This window comes from Agarivorans sp. Alg241-V36 (assembly GCF_900537085.1).
Classification (GTDB): Bacteria; Pseudomonadota; Gammaproteobacteria; order Enterobacterales; family Celerinatantimonadaceae; genus Agarivorans.
On record NZ_UNRE01000004.1, the window covers coordinates 137,239 to 160,224 of the forward strand.

General features: G+C 45.6%; 19 protein-coding genes. 10 read left to right on the plus strand and 9 right to left on the minus strand.

Going from position 1 to position 22,986, the window contains the following annotated elements; translation table 11 throughout:
* Window positions 1-37: 37 nt before the first annotated feature.
* Window positions 38-832, minus strand: a complete 795-nt coding sequence (locus tag G6R11_RS10600) for a TatD family hydrolase (protein ID WP_163133052.1) — start codon at window positions 830-832, stop codon at window positions 38-40.
* 563 nt (window positions 833-1,395) lie between these two features.
* Between G6R11_RS10600 and G6R11_RS10605 the strand changes: the two genes are divergently transcribed.
* The 4 genes from G6R11_RS10605 (at window position 1,396) to G6R11_RS10620 (ending at window position 6,107) form a co-directional block, all read left to right on the plus strand.
* Entirely contained in the window at window positions 1,396-2,391 is a 996-nt protein-coding gene (locus G6R11_RS10605; RefSeq protein ID WP_163133053.1) for a BMP family protein, read from the plus strand.
* A gap of 65 nt (window positions 2,392-2,456) precedes the next feature.
* A complete protein-coding gene (locus G6R11_RS10610; protein ID WP_163133054.1) occupies window positions 2,457-4,022 on the plus strand; it encodes an ABC transporter ATP-binding protein in 1,566 nt (521 codons plus the stop codon).
* Window positions 4,019-5,140 (plus strand): ABC transporter permease, encoded by a 1,122-nt coding sequence (locus G6R11_RS10615; RefSeq protein ID WP_163133055.1) that lies wholly within the window; start codon window positions 4,019-4,021, stop codon window positions 5,138-5,140. Before G6R11_RS10610 ends, G6R11_RS10615 begins: the two co-directional genes overlap by 4 nt.
* Before the next feature lies 1 nt (window position 5,141).
* Window positions 5,142-6,107 (plus strand): ABC transporter permease, encoded by a 966-nt coding sequence (locus G6R11_RS10620; protein WP_163133056.1) that lies wholly within the window; start codon window positions 5,142-5,144, stop codon window positions 6,105-6,107.
* Between the two features lie 84 nt (window positions 6,108-6,191).
* Here the strand turns inward: G6R11_RS10620 and prfC are convergent, their stop codons facing one another.
* Window positions 6,192-7,781 carry a peptide chain release factor 3 gene (gene prfC / locus G6R11_RS10625; protein WP_163133057.1) on the minus strand — a complete coding sequence of 530 codons (1,590 nt, stop codon included), beginning with the start codon at window positions 7,779-7,781 and terminating at the stop codon, window positions 6,192-6,194.
* Window positions 7,782-8,204: 423 nt separating this feature from the next.
* Here prfC and G6R11_RS10630 point away from each other — a divergent pair, with 423 nt between their 5' ends.
* Window positions 8,205-8,906: a PEP-CTERM sorting domain-containing protein gene (locus G6R11_RS10630; protein ID WP_163133058.1), complete on the plus strand. Its 702-nt coding sequence runs from the start codon at window positions 8,205-8,207 to the stop codon at window positions 8,904-8,906.
* A gap of 70 nt (window positions 8,907-8,976) precedes the next feature.
* Here G6R11_RS10630 and G6R11_RS10635 read toward each other — a convergent pair whose 3' ends face one another.
* A complete protein-coding gene (locus tag G6R11_RS10635) occupies window positions 8,977-9,930 on the minus strand; it encodes a LysR family transcriptional regulator (protein WP_163133059.1) in 954 nt (317 codons plus the stop codon).
* Between the two features lie 153 nt (window positions 9,931-10,083).
* Between G6R11_RS10635 and G6R11_RS10640 the strand changes: the two genes are divergently transcribed.
* Window positions 10,084-10,905, plus strand: coding sequence for a DUF4437 domain-containing protein (locus tag G6R11_RS10640; protein WP_163133060.1), 822 nt, complete (start codon window positions 10,084-10,086; stop codon window positions 10,903-10,905).
* Window positions 10,906-11,009: 104 nt separating this feature from the next.
* Here the strand turns inward: G6R11_RS10640 and G6R11_RS10645 are convergent, their stop codons facing one another.
* From G6R11_RS10645 to G6R11_RS10660, 4 genes are all read right to left on the minus strand, one after another.
* Complete coding sequence (locus G6R11_RS10645; protein WP_163133061.1) at window positions 11,010-12,059, minus strand: DUF2955 domain-containing protein; 1,050 nt, start codon at window positions 12,057-12,059, stop codon at window positions 11,010-11,012.
* Window positions 12,049-13,143: an HlyD family secretion protein gene (locus G6R11_RS10650; RefSeq protein ID WP_163133062.1), complete on the minus strand. Its 1,095-nt coding sequence runs from the start codon at window positions 13,141-13,143 to the stop codon at window positions 12,049-12,051. The genes G6R11_RS10645 and G6R11_RS10650 overlap by 11 nt, the downstream gene beginning before the upstream one ends.
* Window positions 13,144-13,194: 51 nt before the next feature.
* Window positions 13,195-14,268 (minus strand): AI-2E family transporter, encoded by a 1,074-nt coding sequence (locus tag G6R11_RS10655; RefSeq protein ID WP_163133063.1) that lies wholly within the window; start codon window positions 14,266-14,268, stop codon window positions 13,195-13,197.
* 174 nt (window positions 14,269-14,442) lie between these two features.
* Entirely contained in the window at window positions 14,443-17,160 is a 2,718-nt protein-coding gene (locus tag G6R11_RS10660; protein WP_163133064.1) for a TIM-barrel domain-containing protein, read from the minus strand.
* Between the two features lie 274 nt (window positions 17,161-17,434).
* On the opposite strand from G6R11_RS10660, the gene G6R11_RS10665 reads away from it, so the two are divergent.
* The 4 genes from G6R11_RS10665 (at window position 17,435) to G6R11_RS10680 (ending at window position 22,124) form a co-directional block, all read left to right on the plus strand.
* On the plus strand, window positions 17,435-17,620 hold the full coding sequence (locus tag G6R11_RS10665; RefSeq protein WP_163133065.1) for a DUF2986 domain-containing protein: 186 nt from the start codon (window positions 17,435-17,437) through the stop codon (window positions 17,618-17,620).
* A 224-nt stretch (window positions 17,621-17,844) separates the two neighbouring features.
* Window positions 17,845-20,082, plus strand: coding sequence for an endo-1,4-beta-xylanase (locus G6R11_RS10670; protein ID WP_163133066.1), 2,238 nt, complete (start codon window positions 17,845-17,847; stop codon window positions 20,080-20,082).
* 169 nt (window positions 20,083-20,251) lie between these two features.
* On the plus strand, window positions 20,252-20,824 hold the full coding sequence (locus G6R11_RS10675) for a thioredoxin family protein (RefSeq protein WP_163133067.1): 573 nt from the start codon (window positions 20,252-20,254) through the stop codon (window positions 20,822-20,824).
* Complete coding sequence (locus tag G6R11_RS10680; protein WP_163133068.1) at window positions 20,808-22,124, plus strand: MipA/OmpV family protein; 1,317 nt, start codon at window positions 20,808-20,810, stop codon at window positions 22,122-22,124. Before G6R11_RS10675 ends, G6R11_RS10680 begins: the two co-directional genes overlap by 17 nt.
* 31 nt (window positions 22,125-22,155) lie before the next feature.
* On the opposite strand, the gene rimI is transcribed toward G6R11_RS10680, so the two are convergent.
* Both rimI and G6R11_RS10690 read right to left on the minus strand, forming a co-directional pair.
* A complete protein-coding gene (gene rimI / locus G6R11_RS10685) occupies window positions 22,156-22,626 on the minus strand; it encodes a ribosomal protein S18-alanine N-acetyltransferase (RefSeq protein WP_240352442.1) in 471 nt (156 codons plus the stop codon).
* Window positions 22,593-22,973, minus strand: a complete 381-nt coding sequence (locus G6R11_RS10690; RefSeq protein WP_163133069.1) for a DNA polymerase III subunit psi — start codon at window positions 22,971-22,973, stop codon at window positions 22,593-22,595. The genes rimI and G6R11_RS10690 overlap by 34 nt, the downstream gene beginning before the upstream one ends.
* Between the last annotated feature and the right edge of the window lie 13 nt (window positions 22,974-22,986).

A 22,986-nucleotide genomic window follows, 5' to 3' on the forward strand; every position in this document is an offset into this window, starting at 1 on the left:
TTTCGAGAACTAAAATACTTAGTAATGCCTCGGCGTTTTACCCTTCTAAACTCAAGACTTGCAGGCTGTTATCCCACAAAGCCTGCTCAAGCTCTTGAGGAGACTCACTGCGTAGCGCGGCGAGTTGCTCAAAAATAATTGAAAGATTAAGCGGCGTATTGTGCTGTTGTTGCATCTCAAATAAAGGCATGTCTGGCGCATCGGTTTCTAACACCAGTGCATCTAACGGTAGCCGTTTTAGCGCTTTGCGGGTTTTTTCTGAACGCGGCCAAGTTATGGTGCCGCCTACCCCAATTTTGAAACCCAAATCAACAAAGCGGCTGGCTTGAACATAACTGCCACTAAAACCGTGGATAATCCCACCTTGTTCAAAGTGGGCGTTTTTTAATAGCTGGGCAACACGGTCGTGCAAGCGCACCGAGTGGATAAGCAAGGGCAACGCTTGTTGCTGGGCCGCCTTTATTTGCCAATTAAAGGCAAACTCTTGATGAACTATGGTTTCAGGAAAACGACCATCTAAGCCGCACTCTCCCCATGCGCTAATTAGCTCGCGATGCTGTTGAACTAACAGACCTAAAGCCTCTAGTTCGCCAAGCAATAATTCAGGCTTTCCCTGCAAAGCGGCTTTATTTAAAAAACACGGGTGATAACCCAAGGCTATCTTCAACATATTTAGGGAAGATAAATCGACAAGGGTTTGCCAGTTTTCCGGGCCCACTGCAGGCACTAAACATTGTTGAATGTTGTGGTGTTTAAATTCAGCTAAATGGGCCGGTAAATCGAGATTAAATGGCGCGAAGTCCAAGTGACAATGTGTATCAAACCAAGCCATTACTGGACGCTTCCCTGTTTTGGATGGTTGCGAGGAATGCAAGTTCTGCAAGGTTTGTCCAAACCATTTTTTAACAACCAGCTATCGTAACGAGCAATATATTGGCGAAAAAGGGTAATTATTCGAGCTAACATAAACGACCTCTTCTGCTGAGTTTCCTGTCACTTATAGCAATTTCACCCACATATATAGGTAATATCTCTTGAATATCCGAAAAATTAAGAGAAATACTGAGAGTAGCTTATTGAATTCAGTAATTCTTAATCCTAACCTAGCAATGGATCACTGTATATAAAGAGTGGTTACAGGGAAAATAGTAAGTATTCGAAACGCGACACCGACGATATCTAGTCAGTCATGCTCGATGGTGCACCACATTTCCAATAGTAGATTACACTTAGAGAGTTTAAATAGGTGTTTACTATTCTTGAATAAATGCACTTCATCAACAATGAATACATCGGCTGCGAGCTTCGCCATTTACGCAAGTGTACCGCTTGGGCTTGTTCCAGTAACGCTGACCTAACTGGATAAAATATTTCAATAATAACAGGGAGTTTGACGTGAAAACATTCACAACCAACCTTACAGCTGCAGCTTTAGCAGTTGCCTCTTTTAGCGCTTTAGCCGCGAAACCAGCCGTTGTTTATGATACTGCCGGCAAATTTGATAAATCCTTCAATGAAGCTGTTTTTCGCAATGGCGTAGAAGTATTTAAAAAAGAAAAAGGCGTTGATGTACGTGAGTTTGAGCCACAGAATGAAGCACAACGCGAGCAAGGTTTACGCCGTTTAGCTGGCCGCGGTTTCAGCCCCATTGTTGCGGTAGGCTTTAACATGGCCTCAGCTGTTGAGAAAGTGGCAGCCGAATACCCTGATACTAAATTCACCATTATCGACATGGTGATTGATAAACCAAACGTGCAGTCGGTGGTATTTAAAGAACACGAAGGTTCTTTCCTAGTAGGCGCATTAGCGGCCAAAGTATCTAAAACCAATACCGTTGGTTTTGTAGGCGGCATGGATATTCCGCTTATCCGTAAATTTGCCTGTGGCTATGAGCAAGGTGCGCGTTATGCTAATGCCGACGCCAAAGTACTGCAAAACATGACCGGCTCTACACCAGCGGCTTTTGCCGACCCAGCCAAAGGCTCCGAGCTTGCTAAATCTCAGTTTTCTCAAGGTGCTGACGTTATTTACGCAGCGGCTGGCGGAACCGGCTTAGGTGTTTACCAAGCAGCAAAAGACGCAGGCAAATACGCCATTGGCGTTGACTCAAACCAAAACCACCTGCAGCCAGGCACTATGTTGACCTCAATGGTTAAGAAAGTTGGCGCGGTTGCTTACAGTACTTGGGAAGAAGGCATGAACGATACTTGGCAGCCAGGTATTAAAGCCCTGGGTCTTAAGGAAGATTCTGTTGATTGGGCACAAGATGAATACAACGCCTCATTAATCACTCCAGAATTGAAAGCCTACGTAGAAGGTATTAAAGCCGATATTATTTCTGGCAAGATTGCTGTTCATGACTACATGTCAGACAACACCTGTAACTACTAATTGCTAAAAATCCACGCCAACTTCCAGTTGGCGTATTTTTTACTTGCTAGAAATGGACATCGAAATTGATTCACGCAGCTGATTTTGCCATTAAACTGGAAAAAATCGATAAGCGTTTTGGCAGCGTTCATGCCAATCGCAGTATCGACCTTGCCATTCCTCAAGGCACAATTCATGGAATTATTGGCGAAAATGGCGCCGGTAAGTCCACCCTAATGAGTATTATCTACGGCTTTTATCATGCCGACTCTGGCTCTATGCAGGTGCACGGCCAGCATTACCAACCGCATAATTCTCAAGAAGCCATCAAGGCAGGTATTGGCATGGTGCACCAGCACTTCATGTTAGTGGATACCTTTACCGTTCTGGAAAACATAGTTCTGGGTGCGGAAGACGGTTGGAAATTAGATGATAGCTTAAGCGCAGCGCGCAAAAAACTTAAGCAATTGGCAAAAGACTACGGTTTAGACGTACCACTAGACACCGTTGTTGGTGAGCTAGCAGTGGGTTTGCAGCAACGCGTAGAGATTTTAAAAGCCTTATATCGTGGTGCCAAAATTCTCATTTTGGATGAACCTACCGGCGTACTTACGCCGCAAGAAGCCGACCACTTGTTCACTATTTTAGGTAAGCTTCGTGAGCAAGGCACCACCATCATGATCATTACCCATAAGCTTCGCGAAGTATTAGCGATTACCGACAATGTATCGGTAATGCGACAAGGCGCGATGGTAGAGCATGTAGTAACGGCTGAAACCAACCAAGAACAACTTGCCGAGCTAATGGTAGGTCGTAAAGTATTACTCCAGGTAGAGCGCGGTGAAGCCAAACCACAAGCGCCTTTAATTGAAGTAAACAAGCTTGGCTACATCGATAGCGCTGGGGTTAAGCGCGTAAAAGATATCTCCTTTAATGTACGCGCTGGAGAAATCGTCGGTATTGCTGGGGTGTCTGGTAATGGTCAATCAGAAATTCTTAGCTTATTAAGCGGCATTATCACACCCAGCAGCGGCAGCATGACCCTAAACGGGCATACCATTAACGCTAACAGCCATTACAATCCGCGCAGCGTTAGAGCCATTGGCGTAGGCCACATTCCTGAAGACCGACACAAGCAAGGGCTTATCAATAAATTTGCCGCCAAAGAAGCTTATATACTCGGTTACCACCACCTTCCCCAATACAACAAAGGCGTATTGCAAGACAAACAAGCAATTGAACAGGGCTGTCAGCAGAGCATGGAGAAGTGGGACGTTCGCCCCGCCGACACCAACTTAAAAACCGCCAACTTCTCGGGAGGCAATCAGCAAAAACTGGTGATTGCTCGCGAGATGGAACAAGACCCAGATATTCTTCTGGTTGGCCAACCTACCCGCGGCGTAGACATTGGTGCCATTGAGTATATTCACCAACAGATCATTCACTCTCGTGACGCAGGTAAAGCGGTTTTATTGGTATCGGTTGAGTTAGATGAAATTGTTAACTTAGCAGACCGAATTATCGTGGTTTTTGACGGCGCAATTGTCGGTGAAGTAAGCGCAGCGCAAGCAGATGAACAAACCTTAGGATTAATGATGGCCAATATTGTGCCAGAGCACTTAAAAAACACCGCGCAGGGAGGTGAAATATGAGCCAAGCTCAAGTACCTGCATGGGTGAGTGTTGCCCTGTTACCCGCTATTAATGTATTGGCCGCTTTTTTAGTGTCGGCCTTACTGTTTATGTATATCGACATATCACCCATCGACGCGATAAAAGTGATGTGGACCGGCGCTTTTGGTTATGCCGAAGGCATTGGTTATACCTTGTATTACACCACAGGATTTATCTTTACCGGTTTAGCCGTAGCTATCGCCTTTCACGCTGGCTTATTTAATATTGGTGGCGAAGGCCAAGCCTATATTGGTGGCTTAGGGGTTGGTTTAGTCTGCTTAACCCTAGGCGAGTATGCGCCTTGGTATGTAGTATTCCCTGTAGCCATCGTGGTGGGTGGTTTATTTGGCGCGGCTTGGGCGTTTATCCCTGCCTACTTGCAAGCTAAGCGTGGTTCACACATTGTGATCACCACCATCATGTTCAACTTTATTGCAGCCTCATTAATGGCTTATTTACTGGTTGATGTCCTTAAACCAGATACAACCATGGCTACCGAAAGCCGAGTTTTTGCGGTGTCTTCGTGGCTACCTAAAATGCATGAAATGCTCGGTTGGGTGGGTGTGAGCATGTCTGCAAGCCCGCTCAACTTAAGCTTCATATTTGCCTTATTATGCTGTTTGTTGCTGTGGTTATTTATTTGGCATACTCGCTGGGGCTACGAAATACGCTCGGTAGGTTCTAACCCTAGTGCCGCCACTTATGCAGGCATTAGCTACGTTAAAATCGTAATTATTGCGATGTTGATATCGGGCATGCTGGCCGGCTTCTTTGGCCTTAACGTGTTGCAAGGTGAACTGCACCAAATCAAATTAAACTTTGTAGAAGGTTTTGGTTTTACCGGTATTGCTGTTGCCTTGATGGGGCGCAACCACCCTCTAGGCGTATTGCTCGCTAGCTTACTGTTTGGTTTCCTCTATCAAGGCGGAGCAGAGTTAAGTTTTGAATACGGGGTAGACCGTAACATCGTGGTGGTTCTGCAAGGTTTAGTGATTCTATTCTCAGGCGCTTTAGAGCACATGTTTAAACCATCGCTTGAACGTACTTACCTCAAGCTTTTTGCTAAAAAACCAAGCCCATCAGAAGGAGTCGCTTAAGATGTTTGAAACAATTATCTTAATGCTAGACGCCACCATACGGGTAGCAACACCACTTATCTTCGCCTCACTGGCGGGTATGTTCTGCGAACGCTCGGGTATTGTGAACATTGCCTTAGAAGGCAAGTTGCTAGCGGCCGCTTTTGTTGGCGCTGCTACTGCGCATTTAACCGGTTCGGCTTGGCTCGGACTGTTGGCAGGGATAGGCATCTCAGTACTATTAGCGCTATTACACGGCTTTGCCACGATTACCCATCGCGGCGACCATGTGGTAAGTGGTATGGCGATTAACATTCTAGCCGCCGGTTTAACGGTAACCCTAGGACGCCACTGGTTCCATCAGGGTGGTCAAACCCCCGCTTTAAGTGGTGATGCCCGCTTTGCGCCAATTCAACTACCTGGCGCTGAGGCAATGGCCGACGTCCCAGTGATCGGGTTGTTGTATTCAGAGCTAATTAGCGGCCACTCGGCCTTGGTGTATTTGCTAATCATAACCGTGCCTTTAGCATGGTATGTAATGTTTAAAACCCGCTTTGGTTTACGTTTGCGTGCCGTGGGTGAGTCGCCAGCAGCGATTGATACCGCCGGTATATCGGTGGTTAAAATGCGTTACAGCGCGGTGATTATATGTGGCTTACTGGTGGGTATTGGTGGCGTGTATTTGTCGGTAGCACAAACCGCTCAGTTCATTCCTAACATGAGTGCCGGTAAAGGCTATATGGCACTGGCTGCCTTAATCTTTGGCAAGTGGCGACCATTTACCGCATTGGCTGCATGTTTACTGTTTGGTTTCTTGGATGCAATGGCGATACGTTTACAAGGCGTTTCTATTGCCGACTTTGCTATTCCAGTACAAGCCATTGAAGCAATACCTTACGTGCTTACAGTATTCTTACTTGCAGGATTCATCGGCAAAGCAGTCGCACCAAAGGCAATTGGTGTTCCTTACACCAAAGAACGCGAATAGCCCCTAGTATTAGCCACAAAAAAGGTCGCTTTATGCGACCTTTTTTTATTGTGCGATTACAGTTAAAACATGCTTGAACGCCGCTTAGTGCTCGCGGGTTTGCATAAACTTAACCTCTGGATAGCGCTCGGTGGCTAGGTTTAAGTTAACCATAGTAGGCGCTAAGTAAGTGAGGTTGTCGCCGCCATCTAATGCTAGGTTGTCGTGAGCCTTTTTCTTAAACTCTTCAAACTTCTTAGTATCGTCACTGCCACACCAGCGTGCAGTCGCAACACTAATGCCTTCGTATACCGCTTCTACTTTATACTCGGTACGCAAGCGATGCACTACTACATCAAACTGCAGCACACCTACTGCACCAACAATTAAGTCGTTGTTACGCATTGGGCGGAATAACTGCACAGCGCCTTCTTCAGATAACTGAATCAAGCCTTTAAGCAGTTGCTTTTGCTTCAAAGGATCTTTTAAGCGAATGCGGCGGAACATTTCCGGCGCAAAGTTAGGAATACCGGTAAACTTCATCGCTTCACCTTGGGTGAAGGTGTCGCCAATCTGAATAGTACCGTGGTTATGCAAACCAATAATGTCACCGGCAATGGCTTTTTCAGCAGCGGCGCGGTCGCCTGCCATAAAGGTTACCGCATCAGAAATACTTACGTCTTTACCTAAGCGAACATGGCGCATTTTCATGCCCTTGTTGTACTCGCCCGACACAATGCGCATAAAGGCAATACGGTCTCGGTGTTTAGGATCCATATTGGCTTGGATCTTAAATACGAAACCAGAGAAGCTAGCATCATTGGCACTTACTTCGCCCACATCGGTGGCGCGAGGTTTGGGTGCTGGCGCCCAGTTGGTGAGGCCTTCTAGCATATGGTCTACACCAAAGTTACCTAAGGCAGTACCAAAGTAAACAGGCGTTAGTTCACCGCTTAAAAACAATTCAAGGTCAAACTCGTTAGATGCGCCTAGTACGAGCTCAAGCTCATCACGTAAGGTTTCGCAAAGTTCATCACCAATGGCCGCTTCCACTTCTGGGTTATCTAAACCCTTAATGATTTGCGCATCTTGAATGGTGTGGCCTTTACCAGTTTGGTAGAGAATCACTTCATCTTTAAGAATGTGGTAGACACCTTTAAACAATTTACCGCAGCCAATTGGCCAAGTAATTGGAGCGCACATAATGTTAAGTTCGCTTTCTACCTCGTCCATCACTTCCATTGGGTCACGAATATCGCGGTCCAATTTGTTCATAAAAGTAACGATAGGAGTATCGCGCAAGCGCGTCACTTCCATTAATTTACGAGTACGATCTTCTACACCTTTAGCGGCATCAATCACCATTAAACAGGAGTCAACGGCGGTTAAGGTACGGTAGGTATCTTCCGAGAAGTCTTCGTGTCCGGGAGTATCTAGCAGGTTTACAATACAATCGTTAAACGGGAACTGCATCACCGAAGTGGTTACCGAGATGCCACGTTCTTTCTCCATCTCCATCCAGTCAGATTTAGCATGGGTCGCATTGCCGCGACCTTTAACCGTACCGGCTTTTTGAATTGCGTTTCCGAACAACAATACTTTTTCAGTAATGGTGGTTTTACCCGCATCCGGGTGAGAGATAATCGCAAAGGTTCTTCTGCTAGCAATATCTTGCAAGAGTGAAGCGTTAGACATCGAATCAATTCTTCTAATTTGGCAACGCGAGGATGCAGCAAAGCGGCAACTTGGCCTCAACAGCACAATCACCCAGCGTTTAGTTAATCGTAATTGGCGGGTATTTTCACCGATCTAGCTTTGATAAACAATCAGCGCTTCACTTAGACAAGATAAAAGCCAAGGTAAATACCCGCTAAAAGCAAAATCGCTGTTGTTGAGGCACTTAAAAACACCAAAAGGATAATTATGCTAGCGACTTGCTGAGGTTAAACAGGGCTAATTATTATTAACTTCAACAATTAAAAGTCCGTCAGCTTTCTTTACACCCAGCATTTAATGTTAAGTAAATCAATAAAAAAGGTCAGACTAGCTATAGACTTACACTTTTGGTACAGTATTTGCCTGGGACTGGTCGAACCATTTATGTCAAGGAAGATTGTTTTGAACCGCAAGCATGTATTATTTACCGTTGTAGGCTTACTGGCCTCTTTTGCAAGCCACGCCAGCATTATCACTTTTGATGAGTTGAGCAACGGTGAAATTGTTAATGGCCAATACCAGCTAAGCCATGGTGTTAGCATAGATGGAACCAATGTACGTTTAGACCAAAACAATTTGGCCGTCGCCTTTGATACCAGCTTAATCAATACTCAAGACCCTGATCTTGAATCACCCTTTAGTAACATTAATCAGCCAAGCCTTGGTATTTCTAATCCAGGCAATGTGTTGATCATCCATGAGAACCCTAGTTCTTGTGATGGCCTTGTCTGTAAAAACCCTGATGATGAAGGACGTCGCCCAGCCGGTTACTTCACCATTAACTTCTCTAGCGCGGTGTATTTAGAAAGCATCGACTTCTTCGATATCGAATTAGCAGAAAATGGCTACACACCACAAAATGCCATTCACTTGTTTGATGCGCAAAACAACGAAATTTTCCCAACAGATTTTTACACCCCACACACTGGCGGTGACAATACTTGGGATCGTTTGAACTTTGAGGTGGCCGAAGTCGCCTCAATGCGCATTCATCTAAACGGTTCTGGTGCTATCGATAACATTCGTTTCTCGGTTCCTGAGCCTGGCAGCATTGCCCTATTTGCCCTCGCTTGTTTTGGCTTAGTGGCAAGGCGCTTGAAGTAAGATCAAAAACGCCGCTGTAAGCGGCGTTTTGTTTTGGGCCATTGCGAGTGAGAAGTTACCGCTAATTGTCTTAATCAGTATCTGGCCACTCACTAGCTTCAATGATCTCAGCCTCAAATAAACGTGTTCGCAACTGCTTAATTTTGAGTTTGAGCTCATCTCTAATCAGCCGAATGGCAGGAGAAATAAGTTGACGGCTAGGAAGTGCCAGCCACATTTCAGTCAAGGGTATTGAATAGTGCGGCATAATCCGCTGCAGGCGCTTTGCTAGGAGATCTTCAGCCACATCAATTGCCGATTTTTTTGCAATCCCCACTCCATCAATACACCAACGCCGCACAATATCACCGTCATTAACGGCTCGATTACTCAGCATCTTAACCTTATGTTTGCTTGCGCCTTCATATAGCTCCCACCCATCATGAACAGTTTCGTATAGCTTGTAGAGCAGCGCATTGTGATTAGGTAGGTCGTCTACAGTTCTGGGCTCACCATATTCGGCAATATAGCTTGGCGCAGCGCATAGAACATGTGGAATATTACAAATCTTAAAGCCATAAAGGTTCAACTCTTTACTCGCTTGCTGAGTCATCGCGCGCAGCGCAACGTCTACTCCATCCCGATAAAAGTCGCTGCGGCTATCACTGGCATGCAAGCGTAAACTCACTTCTGGGTGTTGGCTCATCACTTTATTAAGCAGGACGCGCATTAAATTTCGTCCCATCTCTGATGAAACTGCAATTCGAACTTCACCACTTATTGATTGTTGCTCTTCGTTGATTAACACCTGGCCTTGCTGCAATAACTCCAGCGCTTGCTGACACAAGGGAAGGTAGCGCTCACCTTCAGGGGAGAGTCGTAGTTGTCTTGTGGTGCGCACAAATAACTCGGCACCCAGTGTTTGCTCGATACGTTTTAGCGCAACACTTGCAGCAGAAGAACTCATGTCCAAATTATTTGCAGCCGCGGTTATCGATTGGAGCTCGGCTATCTTCATCAATACTTGCAAGTCGGCAATTTTCATAAACGCTCCATTAGCTTATTTAGGCAGATAACTATTGGCTTCTCGATAGAGCATTATCCACGTTTTAACGAAAGTGTATTTGATATTTGCCCGTTTATCGAATGAATAACCCAGCATAAAATGGCCACAAGTCACCAATACAGAGAATTCAATATGACACTTTCTACCAAGGCAACAATGCTTACCCTATCTTTAGCTCTTCTATCAACACCAAGTTTAGCTGCCGAGTCTTCTTCAAAAGTTGTCGCTACTGAAGAAATTAATTGGGGCTACCTTAACCCTTTACGCGGTGTACTAAGCCCTGGCGCGGCAGATCTTTGGGGAGACCGCACTACCAATACTGCTACTGGTATGTTGGTGAGATTTAACAAGGGTTTTGAGTCACCACCTCACATCCACAACATCACCTACCGCGGCATCGTGATTGAAGGCGAAATGCATAACGCTGACCCACAAGCTAAAAAAATGTGGATGCCAACAGGCTCGTTCTGGACTCAGCCAGCAGGTGAAGACCACACTACCGCAGCCAATGGCGAGACTAACTTAATTTACCTAGAAATTGATGCAGGCCCTTACCTAGTAAAACCCTCAGCAGAAAATTTTGATAATGGAGAGCGCCCGTTAAATCTGCATAAAGACAACATCGTTTGGCTAGACAGCAACGACCTGCACGATATCAGCGCCAAAGGCGTTCAATCAACTTATGTGTGGGGAAGTAGCGCTGATATGGGTGGCTCGATGCTTAAACTACCAGCGGGCTTTACCGGCACCATCACAACCCAAGCCAGTGAGTTTCGTTTGGTGCTTATCTCTGGTGAAATAGGCTACAAGTCGGAGCAACAAAGCGCAGCGAAACAGCTTAAAGCGGGTAGTTATGTTGAGTCTTCAGGCGCTTATACTCACCACATCACTAATAACGGTGACCAAGAAGTAAGCCTGTATATTCGCACCAATAATCGCTACCAAGTTAAATAAGCGGGCTAGTAGCCATCATTGCTTAGGAAAGTGATGGCTACTTCTAACTCGGTAAACTCTCTTTGTCGTTTGAGGGCACAAACTAGGCGTAGTTATAGCCTAGCTTAGTGAGCGTTTTGCCTAGTAGGGCCTTGTAGCCAAGCTAATTTATGCACCAAGTAAAAACTGCCCACCACATATAAGCCCACCAAGCTTAACTGAAAGATCCGAGCGTAAAACTTAGCGCTAGCCAAACCGCCATCACTGCCAATAGTGCTGCCTAATATGATGATATAGGCCGATAAACCCGCCGCGACTATTGCGCCTTTCGGGTGCAAATAAATAGCTTGGGCGATTAACATAAAGCTTAGAGTAATCAGCAGTGCCATAAAGCTGAATTGCGGTACAGCAACTAACAAATTAAATACAAAAACCGCAATAAGTCCGCCAACAATATTGGTAAAAACTATGCCTATGCTGGCTTTAGCCCCTGCAGTCAGCTGGGGGTTTTGCGCCAAAATCGCCACAAAGATCACCACCAGCAAATCACTTAGTTTATTGAAGGCAAAAAAGTAAATAATAAGCGGCAATATAACAATGGTGCTCACTATGGCTTGGCGAGTGGCATCTTGATGATTTAAGCACTGCGCCTGCGGCTTTTCAGCAGCTTGGTGAAAATCGTCTTTAACCGGAACCAGCCAATGCACAAAGGCCACGATCAGCAAGGCCAAAACGAAGGCCAGCATGAAGTCGACCACGAAGCCAGAGGCTGCCGCCCTGCTAGTACTGGCTAACATGGGTAAGGCAATCAGTGCCACCAACAGAAACAACACCACTAAATCATTTAAGCCAGTGCTGGCGCGGTAAAAGACAAAAAACAAACACCAAGCTAGAATAATAAACAGCAGTATCGGATAAGGCTGAGCAATAAGCACCACCCCAAGCCCCACTAAAAAGCAGCTCAATACCGCCAAAGCCAGCGTTTTAACCAGCGCTAAATTTAGTGGTGGCTTGCCTGGCAATAACAACTGAGCAGTAAAAATGGCAGTAACAAAAGACATACTCCACTCTAAGCTCACAGCCAGTACTAGTACCAAGGCACTCACAACACTAAAGCGCAACATATGCGCTTTTAGAGACTTAGCATGCGCCGAAGTTAATGCCTTAGTAGACATAGGAGAACCAGCTTTTCACTCTTAAGGCCAGCTTAGCCAAGGCTTTCATTATGAAAGTGCCTTCGGTGTATACGGTGACATCAGCTTGAGCACCAATTCGGCGTAAACCTTGGGCGGCATCGTCAGAGAACTTGATGATAACCGGGAAGCGCTGAGGATCGCGCAGCCAACCTGCAGTTTGGGGAATAGTTGGTAGAGCGCCTAGATTATTAGATTGCCCGTAGTTCACTGCAAAGCCAATTGATACCACTTCACCCTGATAGATTTTTCCTGGAGCGATATCGAGAGCAATTTCTACTGGGTCTCCAGCCTTGATGTTGGCGATATTATTTTCGCGCATATAGGCTTCAATCCACACTTCTTTGGTGGTTACAAAGGTCATTAGCGGCTGGCCTTTATTGGCATAATAACCGGCTTCAAGTTGCAGGTTAGTCACCCCGCCTTCAGAGGGAGCGACAATCACAGTTTTAGATAAATCTAAACGCGCTTTACCTAACTGAGCTAGGGCAGATTGTAACTTAGGGTTTTGCTCGCCGCTTACTCCAAGGCTTTGCTTGGCTTGTTCCAACTCGGCGGTGGCTTTAGCCACTGAGGCTTTAGCTTTAGCAACGTCACTGCGAGCCCTATCAATGTTTTGCTGAGGCACCACATTTTGATCTTCTACCGCAAACAAACGGTTGGCGTCGGTAAGAATGGCTTGATAAGAAGTCGACGCCTCTAACAGGCGAGCTTGAGCGGCAGAAACACCAGCAGTACCAGCGCCAATTTCCTGCCCTGCTAACTCTAAGGCTGCTTCGGCTTGGGTAACCGCCAGCGAATATTCTTCTTCAGCAATTTTGGCAAGCGGCTGGCCTTTTTCAACCAGCTGATTGTTTACCACATTTACTTCTACCAACTTACCCGATACCGACGCTGCAATTGGCACCACAAAGCCAAATACCCGAGCGTTGTCGGTATTGGGCGTCACTCTGTCACCCACTACGTAAATAATAAAAACCAAAATACACAGGGCGAATACCAACAACGAACTTTTGCGTAAAGGGTTGCTTGGCGTGGCTTCTGAGGCTTCATTTTGTTCAGACATCGTGTCTCTCTTACTTCCGTGTTTATCTAATAAATACTATGGCTTAGCGGTTTATTCACTAAGCTCAGCTTGCTCTTTACTATTTAGTTCAAGCCAAGCCACCAACAGGCGATAGCTCACCGCTAGCACTACTGCGCCAAGGAATAATCCAACAAAGCCAGACATGAGCATGCCACCTAAAGAACCTAACAGTATCACCAGCATTGGCACATCTACGCCGCGCCCCAGCAATAAAGGTTTTAGCACGTTTTCACTAAAGCCAGCCAATATGCTCCATACTGCAAAAACTCCTGCTACCAAGGTAGATTCATGGTTAAACACATAAATAACTATCGGCAGAACCACTAAAAATGGCGGTAATTGGGCAATGGCTAATACCAGCACTAATACCGACCAAACAGCAGCACCCGGCACACCCACAGCAAAAAAGCCGATGGATAATAAAGTAGCTTGAATCACCGCAACACCAAGCACGCCTTTAGCCACACTCTGAATGGTATTGCTGGCTAAGTTGGTAAGGTAGCCACCGTGCTTGCCTGCTAAGGCATTGGCGAGAGCTTGAGCACCTAGCACCACTTTTTCACCGTTAGCCATAAATACCCCAGCAATAATTACCGAGAAGCAAAACATCAACAAGCCGCCAATTAAACCACCAGCGAACGCAATGACTTTTCCGGCAACATCACCAACTTGAGTCGCATAAGTGCCTAAGTAGCGCTGCATATCACTGGCCGCTAAGGACCACTGAGCATGCACTTTTTCACCAATTAAAGGCCAAGATTTAATGGAATTAGATGGAGGGGGGATCTCAAAGCTGCCTTCCTGCACCTGCTTAGCTACCACAGCCAAACTATCAATAGCCGCAGTGGTCACCTTAACCCCTGGAATTAAGATAATAGCCAAAAATACCAGCACAATAATACTGGCGGCTACACCACCTTTGCCCACCACATTTTTAAGTTTTAAATACAGTGGGTTTAAGGCAACGGCCAATATCATTGCCCAAATAACCGGGGTGATAAACGGTCGCACAATGTCGATACACCATGCAGCTAATAAAAACAGTAAACCAATTTTTATAGCAGCTTCCATTGCGCCACGTTCAAAGGTTTTTTGATTCAACATATCCGTGTTCTCTATGTTATTGAGATGAGCTGAAGCGACTTTCCCATCACTTCAGTTGTGTTAAACAGTATAGAGAATATGCCAAGTAATTGTTTAGTTTATTAAAACATTAACTATCGATATTTTTGTCCTTAAGTGCAAAGTAAACCATTTTAAGCCAGAGCGCTGGGGCGCCTAAAACTGCAGGCTATCGGCCTTTCCCTTATAACTAAGGTTTTGTTGCTGAACATCAAAAGGGCCAATCAAGTGAACATTAAAACTGCGCTGCTGCAACATGCCATCAAAGTGGCCTTTACGTTGGCCAATATGTAAGCGGCGCGTGGCATCGTCCCACTCAAATTCAATTTCAGTAAACGATCCTTGCTCATAGCGATAGCTGTCGCCTTCATCTTCATACAAAACAAAGCAGCCATTTTCACCGGCGTAGACTTCAATGGTTAGCGGATCGCAGGGCAATTCATCGTGGTACTGCACATTAGGACCATGTGGAATAATGGCTCCGGCTCTTACCAATAGAGGCATGATGTCGATAGGAGTGCCCATCGCAATGGTTTGCCCGCCTTGATAACAATGCTTATTCCAATAGTTGTACCAAGCGCCCCCAGCAGGCAGAACCACCTGTCGTTCTGGGGTAAATAGCTGCAGTTTTTGATGAGCAATACCCGAGTGTGCCCAACTTAAACTGCACTTAGACGAGCCCTGCCAATGGGCATATTCAATCACCAAATCATATTGTTGATTTGCCCGCAGTTGGCAACTAGCTTTGTGATTAAGCTGCGCCTGCTGCTGCCAGCTGTCGATAAGCAGTTCGCCATCAAGATAGAAGCGCACCCCATCGTTGGCATGAATCAGCCAGTTGTACTCTCCATCAACCGGAGCAGTTAAGCGCCCCTGCCAACGCACGCTATAGCCAGCTAAAGGTAAACCCGCAGGCGGTCCACCGGCCCAATTTCCGTCTATGCTTTCAACTAGTTGAGAGGCAACTAAGTGCTCAAAGCTATCGTCGGAAAAATGTTGTTCGCTAATGCCTTGCAAACCCTCGAGTGTTTGCAAGTGCTGTGGTGCAATTAGCTGTTGCTGTAAGTTTTGTTGATGGAACATTGGCTGAGTAACCGGGCATACCATCAAGCTATCCCCAAACATAAACTGATCGCTAATATCATGTAGCTGCGACTGCTGCCTAAAGTCAAAGGCCAACAAACGCATCATGGTGCCGCCATGCTGAGTAATCTTCCATGCTTGTGAATAAATGTAAGGCAGCAAGCGATAACGCAATTTATTAAACTTTAACAAGGCATCAAAGGCCCAATCTCCGGGCTCACCAAACTGATAAATCTCGCGCGGGGTATTAGCTCCGTGTGAGCGAAACAAGGGGCAAAATGCGCCATATTGAAACCAGCGAACATACAGCTCTTTATAGGCGTCATCTTCTACGCCTTCGGGAAAGTTTGCACCAAAGCCACTAGTAAAAAAGCCACCAATGTCGGTCGTCCAATAAGGTAAACCCGCTGCAGATAAATTTAAGCCGGCAGGAATTTGCTGCCGCAATACTTGCCAGGTTGCACTAATGTCTCCCGACCAACAGGCCGCGGCATAACGCTGCTGCCCTAAATAACTAGAACGACTGAGAGTGAATACTCGCTTATCTTCGCCGCCTTGTGCAATCTGCTGTCGCTGCGCCTCATACACGCCACGGGTCGTCATCAATGAATATCCGTTAAGCACTTGCTTCCAAGAACCTAGCTCGGTATCACGTTGTTGATAACAAAAGTCCACCCCATCTTTAGGATTCTGGGTTGAGATAAACTCAGGCTCGGTGCCATCCATCCATAGCGCGTTTACCCCTAGGTCCATTAAACCGGCTTTTACGTGTTGCCAATAAATATCACGTGCGCCTTGGCTGTAAGCATCATAAATATGGCCGTCGGCCCAATGCTCGGTTTCAAACAAATAGCCCTTTTCCAAGAGTTGGTTAAATACCGGGCTGCCTTTACCGACAATCGGCCAAATCGACACCATTAGTTTAAAGTGCATGTCATGTAATTGGGCAATGCTGCTCGCGGCATCTCCAAACGCCTGTTCGTCAAACTGCATCGCGCTCCAACCCAACTCACCCCAATATTTCCAATCTTGCACAATGTTGTCGATGGGGATCTTTTTGTCGCGATAGGTTTTAGCAGTTGCCACTAACTCGGCGGCATCTACATAACGCTCTTTGCTCTGCCAATAGCCATAAGCCCAGCGGCCAAATAAGGGAGCAGCGCCAGTTAGCTGGCGATAATGCTGAATTAGCTGATCAAACTCTGGACCATAGATAAAGTAAAACTCAATGCACTCCCCTGCCTCAGAGCTAAAGCTAAAGCCCCCGCCTTCGCTGGTAAATTGGGTGAAAGCCAATTGATTCCACAACACTGCATAACCTTTGGTCGACAGCAGCATGGGCGCAGCAATGCCTTTGTTCGATTGGCAAATTTCACGACTTTGCCCTTGGTAGTTAAAAATGCCATCGGGGTATTGGCCAAGACCATAAAAAGCCTGTTCGCCTTGGCTAACAAAATGCTGGCTTGTCGCCTTGTCATCGCCCTGTTGGGTGAAAGCTGTTTCCCCTAAACGCAGCAGCTCGCCTTCGCCATTGCTAAAACTAAGGCCGTTTTCGCTAAGCGCTATGCTAAGTCGCTCACTGCGTAATTGGCTGGCTGAACTATGCTGCGCTTCAATCGTTGGCAGCGGCAATACCACTAACTCACTGAGAGCATTTGCCTCTTTTAGCTGTTCGGCCGTTAGAGCAATCTTCACTTTAACGATACTTGAATTAATCAAGCCCAGCTCAGCAAGGCCTTTAGAGGGTTTGCCATCTTGTAGAAAAGAGAAGGGAAATAAGTGTGACGACATACAATAATCCTGGGGCAACTAGCAATGAACTTAAGTGTAAATCACCAGCTAAAATTTAGCGGCTTACTAAAGCAGCAATTAGCCTAAAGTCGCTAAATTTCCAGCATGGCGCACAAAGCGCTTAAACGGACATCACCAATATCGACCAAAAGACAATTAAATCCCAGTTCGATAACTTACACTTTTTGATAGTCTCCCAGGAAGCATTCAGCTAAAGCACAAATGTTGGTGATTTGCTAAACTAAGGCCATTAATTAAGTAAGGGCAGCAAGTCGTGAACCGCAAAAAGAAAATCAATGAAACACTGAAGAAAAAAGCCAAGAAGGCCAATGCAAAAAAGCACGGCAGCAACAAACCTCGTTACATTTCCAAAGCAGAGCGCGCAGCGCTAGAAGCAGAGCAAGCTAATAACGAGCCAAGCCAACCAGCACCCTTAGAAGAAAGTAAGCCCCAAACCTAAGCGAAAAGATAATTTCTTTACTAACAAATAGATAGTGATGCGGACTGTGATTAATTCAGCAAGCGTTTCATCTATAGTTGAGAGATTCATTAATTATCATACAAGCATGAGTAAGCTCACATTAGCGCTTTTTCGCAACGTAATTATCAAGTTTCGCAGTGCTCCCCAGATAAAAGGAGGGCTAAGGTAGCCTTAAGCTAAGAACGGTTTAAGGAGTAAGACTCATGCGTCAGCATGCTATTAAGACAGGATTTTTTAAAGTAGCGGCACTTGCTGCTGCATTTTGCAGCTTACAAGTAAACGCTGCTCCGTTAAGAGATGTAGTGAAAGGTCAAGATACCTTCATTGGTGCGGCCTTGGAAACTCGCCACCTTCAAGACAAGCAATTCGCTGAGACACTGGCTCGCGAATTCAACCAACTGACCCCCGAAAACGAAATGAAGTGGAGCTACTTGCAGCCAGAGCGTGGCAAGTTCACCTTTGATAAAGCTGACAAGCTGGTAGATTTTGCTCAGAAGAACAACATGATGGTTCGTGGCCACGCCTTGGTATGGCACATTCAAAACCCTGATTGGTTAGAAAATGGCGACTTCTCTAAAGAAGAAATGCTAAAAATTATGGAAGAGCACATTACCGCTGTAGTGAGCCACTACAAAGGTAAAGTGAAATACTGGGACGTAGTAAACGAAGCCTTAGACGACAACGGTGGCTGGCGCCCAACCCTTTGGTACAAAGCCCTAGGTGAAGACTACATTGCCAAGGCATTCGAGTTTGCCCATAAAGCCGATCCCGATGCCATTTTGGTTTACAACGATTACTCTACCGAAGGTAAATCACCTAAAGCCAACGCGGCTTACCGCTTAGTGAAAAAACTCAAAGAGCAAGGTGTGCCAATTCATGGTATTGGTACTCAAGCCCACTTGGTGGTTGGTGTTCAGCCACGTGTAGCCGACATTGCCGCTAACATTGAGCGTATTCAAGAATTGGGTTTGGAGTTCCACTTCACCGAGATTGATATTCGTATGCAAGATCCTGCTACCGATCGCATGTTGCAGCAACAAGCAAACATGTATGAAGACTTAGCCAAACTAACAGCTTATTTTGACAACGTTAACTTCTTCACTACTTGGGGTATTAGCGACAAATACAGCTGGATCCCGCATTGGTTTAAGGGTTACGACCACGGTTTGATGTTTGATAAGCAATACCAAGAAAAACCGGCTTACACAGCGGTAAATAAAGTATTTGCCGATAAAGCCGCAGCCAAGTTTGATTGGGAGCCACCAGCACCATTAGCTGATGTAGGTCGTCGCTTCGAAGCCTTTATTAGTAACGAAGCAAAACAAGCCATGCCGCTAGACGGCGATATTGCCAAGTGGAAAGAAGCAGTATTTTATCCATTTGCTTACAACCAGTTAGGCGGTAAAGACTTAACCTTACCAGCAGAAAGCAATATCTCTGGTCGCTTTGCCCTACTTTACGATGACAACACCCTTTATGGGCGTGTAGAGCGTAAAGACGACAAAACCGTTACCGGTAACAAAGAGCAAGTTTGGGAAAATGACTCTGTAGAAGTATTCCTAGGTTTTGGTGAAGAGTTTGCACAAATCCGAGCACTTGTTGGTGAAGAGTTCGCAGCAACCGCATTCCAAGCAGACATTCAAAACTACTGGAGTGAAGATGGCACCGTAATGGAGTTCTCTATTACGCCCAAACAAACCGATACACTATCTGGCACTACCTTAGGTTTTAACATTGCTTTGGCCGACAACGATGCTGGCCCTGCAGCGGGTCGTCATGCTCAGCTTTACCCAGTGCCTGGCACTAACAACGGCTGGCAAGGTCATGATTTTGGTGAAGTATTCTTTACTGCTCAAAACACTGAAATCAGCGATAAGCTAAAAGGCCAAGTAGTGAGCTTTAAAGCAGAACCTGTTGATGGCTTAGATGCGACAAGCACCTTTGATTTATCACAATGGGAAAATGCTTACCACTACCCGTTTGCTTTCAACCAACTTAACCCGATCAACCAAACGCCACCGAGCCAAGACATTATTCATGGCACTTGGCGAGTAGCCTACTCTGGTAATACCTTGCATGGCGTTGTTCACCGCCATGACAATAAAACGGTAACGACTGGCGATGATTGGCAAGCCGACAACATTGAAATTTTCATCAAGGTTGGAGAAGAGTTTGTACAGCTGCGCAGCATTGTGGGGCAAGACTTCCAAGAAAATACCTTCCCAGGCAAGCGTGTTGCTAAGTGGAATGAAGATGGCACCATCATGCAGTTCTCAATTGAGTTGCCAGTAGACAGCTTGGCGGGTAAAACCATTGACTGGAATATTGCACTAGCAGATAACGACGATGGCGAGTCTCGTAGTTCGCAGCTATACCCTGTTCCAGGTAACAACACTGCCTACCTAGGTGAGCAACTTACGATTTTAGAATTCGTTAAATAAGTAAGCACACCAACCAAAGCCTCGCATTCGCGGGGCTTTTTTTTTGCCAAACCCGCCAAGCCAGCCTTCGCTTGATTTATCAACAAACTAAAGCTTACTATTGTTAGGCCGATAGCTAACTAAGTACGTTTATAAACAAATGCTTAGTTAATTCACCAAGGGGCAAGCGATGAGCTTTGAGCTATTCAAAAAAGTCTTCTTTACTTTGGTATTGATAGCCCTAGGTGGTGCCGCTCTTAGTTACATTTTTATCTACCACGTTCACGGCCGTGGCGTGAGTGCCAAAGACGGTTGGCTATTTGATATTCAAGGTTATCACCAAGGTATTAGAGAATCGAAACTCACTGAAAAGCCGGTGTTTTTGTATTTACGCAGGCAAGCCTGTCAGCGCTGTATTGCCTTTGAATATGACTATCTAAACAATCCTCAAATCAAACGCATGCTTGAAGACTATGTGAAGGTGCAGGTGGACATTGATACCGACCGCACTCACGAGCGTTTTGCCGACCAGTTCAACCTTAATACTTATCCATCTTTGTTTGTGATGTTTGATCCTGAGCACCACGTTTCAAGCTATCTAGTATTAGAAATGAATCAAATTTGGGTAGCGCAAGATACCTTGCAGAAGGGAAATTTCATGCCACTTTCTGAAGCAAGCTTTAGTTTATCTGTGACCCGTGCGACAATATTGGCTCGAAAAGCAGCCAACATGGAAGAAACAAGCGGTGAAACACCACCTTAACTCGCTACTCTCTTATTCTCTAATCCTAACATTGTGGTGTTTTAGCCTTAGTAGCCAAGCCAGTGAAATGGTTGACGGTTTAATGGATGACGATTGGGGCATCGCTTTTGGATTTAGAAACGCCACTATTCCCTTTCGCTCAGAAACTAATACCGTTGCCGATGTTATGCCGCTGCTTTATTACAAAGGCGATCGTGTATACCTAGATGGCTTAGAAGCTGGCTACAAAATATGGAAAGAAGACGACTTTGATATCTCTGTTATGGGCCGCTATCGCTTCTTCGACATTCCTTCTGAATATCAAAACCAAATTCGTGGCGACGGCATTGATTACGGCGTTCGCAGCCAATGGCGCTTCAAACCAGATTACTCTTTTAATACCGAGCTTTTAAGTGATGACTCAGGTAATTTTCATGGCAACTTGGGCCTTACTTGGCAAAAGCATTACAATCGCTGGTATTTAGCGCCCTATGCGACCGCACACCTAAAAAGTAATGGATACAATACCCGCTACTACGGCCTCGAACTTTTTGAAGCTCAAGCCGATATAGATATAAAAGCCGGTATCGACATGCGCTACCACGTATGGCGAGATTTCTATCTAGTGGGTCGTTTAGGTGGTACTTATTACGGGCAAGAAGTGCGCAGTGTAGAAATCATCGACAAAGATTTTCAGTTTGAAAGCTTTCTCGGCATTAGTTTTTTCAATCAACAATATCAAACCACCGAAGGTGACTGGCCTAAAGGCTACTTGAGGGTATCTCATGCATGGGCTACCCCTTCAAACCTAGGCGATATTATCCATTTTAAAGCCGAAAAAGATGAATATAACAACCAGCTGTCTTCGGTTTTTTATGGTCACCTACTCAGTGAAACTTTACTCGGCTTCCCGATTGATGTTTACCTAACACCAGGCTTGGCTTATCACCACAGCTCGGAAGTACAAGACCCTATTCTAGAATATGTGGTGGCCTTTAAAGCCTACTATACCTTCACTTGGCCAATTCGTTGGCGTTTTGGTGTAGCTGAAGGTTTATCTTACGTCACCAACATCACCTATATTGAAGAAGTCGATTTAGCCGAAGACGGAAAGGGATACAAGCCAAGTAAGCTGCTTAACTACCTCGATTTTTCACTAGATGTAAACCTAGGCGACTTATTTAGAAAACCAGAAATGGAAAAAATGTGGTTGGGTTATAACATTCATCACCGCTCGGGCATCTTCGAAAACTCATCGCTGTTTGGCCGAATTAAAGGTGGCAGTAATTATCAAGGTATCCACTTTCAGTGGCATTGGTAATAAGTGGGCGACTGCATTTGCTAGCAGATAGCTAGCAGAATCGTTGCATTATAAGGGCGTCTTCACGCCCTTTTTTATCACATGGATAATAGCCCTTGCGGCGATCTATTTGCTGAAACTCAAAACGCAGATAGAGCGCTTGCGCGCTAACATTGCTTTCTCTTACTTCCAGCAAAATTTGTTGCCATTGCTGCTCATCAGCCATCGCGAACATGGCCTGCATAAGCTGCGTACCTAAGCCCTTACCTTGCTGCTTTGGCGTGACCGCGATATTAATTAATTCAGCCTCACCAGCCACCACTCGCAAAATAATATAAGCCACCAGCTCGTCGCCTTGCCAAAGGCCGAGGTTACGATACAAACCACCAAAGTTACTGGTGAACAAAGCTCGGCTCCACGGGTGAGAATGCGCTTGCTGTTCAATAGCCAACATCTTTGGCACATCCATCACCGATAAAGGGCTTAGGGCTAGTTTAAGATCTGGGCACATATCTGCTGCCATAAAACACGTTTGGCTTGCTTATCAGTGGCTAACTGCTGAGGGTCACAAGAAAGTATCTTGGGATGTTTAGGCGCCGTGTTAGTAGGATCGGCCCATAATATCCAAGCATCGGAAGCTTCTGGATAATGCGCCGCACTGCAAGTATGAATATCAGCCCACTCTAGCTTCATCGCCGCAACAATGCCTTTAAATAAAGCTAAGTGCTGCTCTAAAACACTTGGCTCTATAATTACCACTAAGGGCCAAGATGGTGAAGGTGGCATAGATTTACTTACTGGGCTGGCACGTTTAAGCCATACGTCTATGTCCATCTCTTGCAGGTATTGCCGAGCTTGTTTATCTATCATAATGAATATCTAA

Excerpts from the sequence above, each read along its gene's own strand:
- G6R11_RS10600 (WP_163133052.1), bottom strand. The coding sequence starts at position 832 with ATGGCTTGGTTTGATACACATTGTCACTTGGACTTCGCGCCATTTAAT.
- G6R11_RS10615 (WP_163133055.1), top strand. The coding sequence starts at position 4,019 with ATGAGCCAAGCTCAAGTACCTGCATGGGTGAGTGTTGCCCTGTTACCC.
- G6R11_RS10620 (WP_163133056.1), top strand. The coding sequence starts at position 5,142 with ATGTTTGAAACAATTATCTTAATGCTAGACGCCACCATACGGGTAGCA.
- prfC (WP_163133057.1), bottom strand. The coding sequence starts at position 7,781 with ATGTCTAACGCTTCACTCTTGCAAGATATTGCTAGCAGAAGAACCTTT.
- G6R11_RS10635 (WP_163133059.1), bottom strand. The coding sequence starts at position 9,930 with ATGAAAATTGCCGACTTGCAAGTATTGATGAAGATAGCCGAGCTCCAA.
- G6R11_RS10640 (WP_163133060.1), top strand. The coding sequence starts at position 10,084 with ATGACACTTTCTACCAAGGCAACAATGCTTACCCTATCTTTAGCTCTT.
- G6R11_RS10645 (WP_163133061.1), bottom strand. The coding sequence starts at position 12,059 with ATGTCTACTAAGGCATTAACTTCGGCGCATGCTAAGTCTCTAAAAGCG.
- G6R11_RS10650 (WP_163133062.1), bottom strand. The coding sequence starts at position 13,143 with ATGTCTGAACAAAATGAAGCCTCAGAAGCCACGCCAAGCAACCCTTTA.
- G6R11_RS10655 (WP_163133063.1), bottom strand. The coding sequence starts at position 14,268 with ATGTTGAATCAAAAAACCTTTGAACGTGGCGCAATGGAAGCTGCTATA.
- G6R11_RS10660 (WP_163133064.1), bottom strand. The coding sequence starts at position 17,160 with ATGTCGTCACACTTATTTCCCTTCTCTTTTCTACAAGATGGCAAACCC.
- G6R11_RS10670 (WP_163133066.1), top strand. The coding sequence starts at position 17,845 with ATGCGTCAGCATGCTATTAAGACAGGATTTTTTAAAGTAGCGGCACTT.
- G6R11_RS10675 (WP_163133067.1), top strand. The coding sequence starts at position 20,252 with ATGAGCTTTGAGCTATTCAAAAAAGTCTTCTTTACTTTGGTATTGATA.
- rimI (WP_240352442.1), bottom strand. The coding sequence starts at position 22,626 with ATGGCAGCAGATATGTGCCCAGATCTTAAACTAGCCCTAAGCCCTTTA.
- G6R11_RS10690 (WP_163133069.1), bottom strand. The coding sequence starts at position 22,973 with ATGATAGATAAACAAGCTCGGCAATACCTGCAAGAGATGGACATAGAC.